Below are 282 nucleotides of genomic sequence, written 5' to 3' on the forward strand. Positions count from 1 at the left end.
CTTGCAGGTGTTCGACCAGGCAGTGGCGCGCTGTTCGGAAATCGGCCTGGGGATCATCTGCGCCGCCGTGGCCAGCCAACTGCTCTGGCCGCGCCGGGTGGAACAGGCGCTGGCGGTCCAGGGCCGCGCCGCCTGGCTGGCCGGGCGCCAGGCCGCAGCCTCGGAGTTGCTGGGGGAAGACCAGCGCAAGGGGCTGCTGGAAGCCCTGGGGCGTATCGTCACCGTGGATGCCCAACGCGATCACGCCTGGTTCGAAGGCCCGCAGGGGCGCCGTCGCTCCCA

General features: G+C 72.0%; 1 protein-coding gene. It reads left to right on the forward strand.

Going from position 1 to position 282, the window contains the following annotated elements; translation table 11 throughout:
* The coding region (locus F6S12_RS33370) for an FUSC family protein (RefSeq protein WP_315870068.1) at positions 1-282 on the forward strand (282 nt) is incomplete at both ends.

Origin of the sequence: Pseudomonas sp. JV245A, assembly GCF_032424515.1 — a bacterium.
Lineage (GTDB): Bacteria > Pseudomonadota > Gammaproteobacteria > Pseudomonadales > Pseudomonadaceae > Aquipseudomonas > Aquipseudomonas protegens.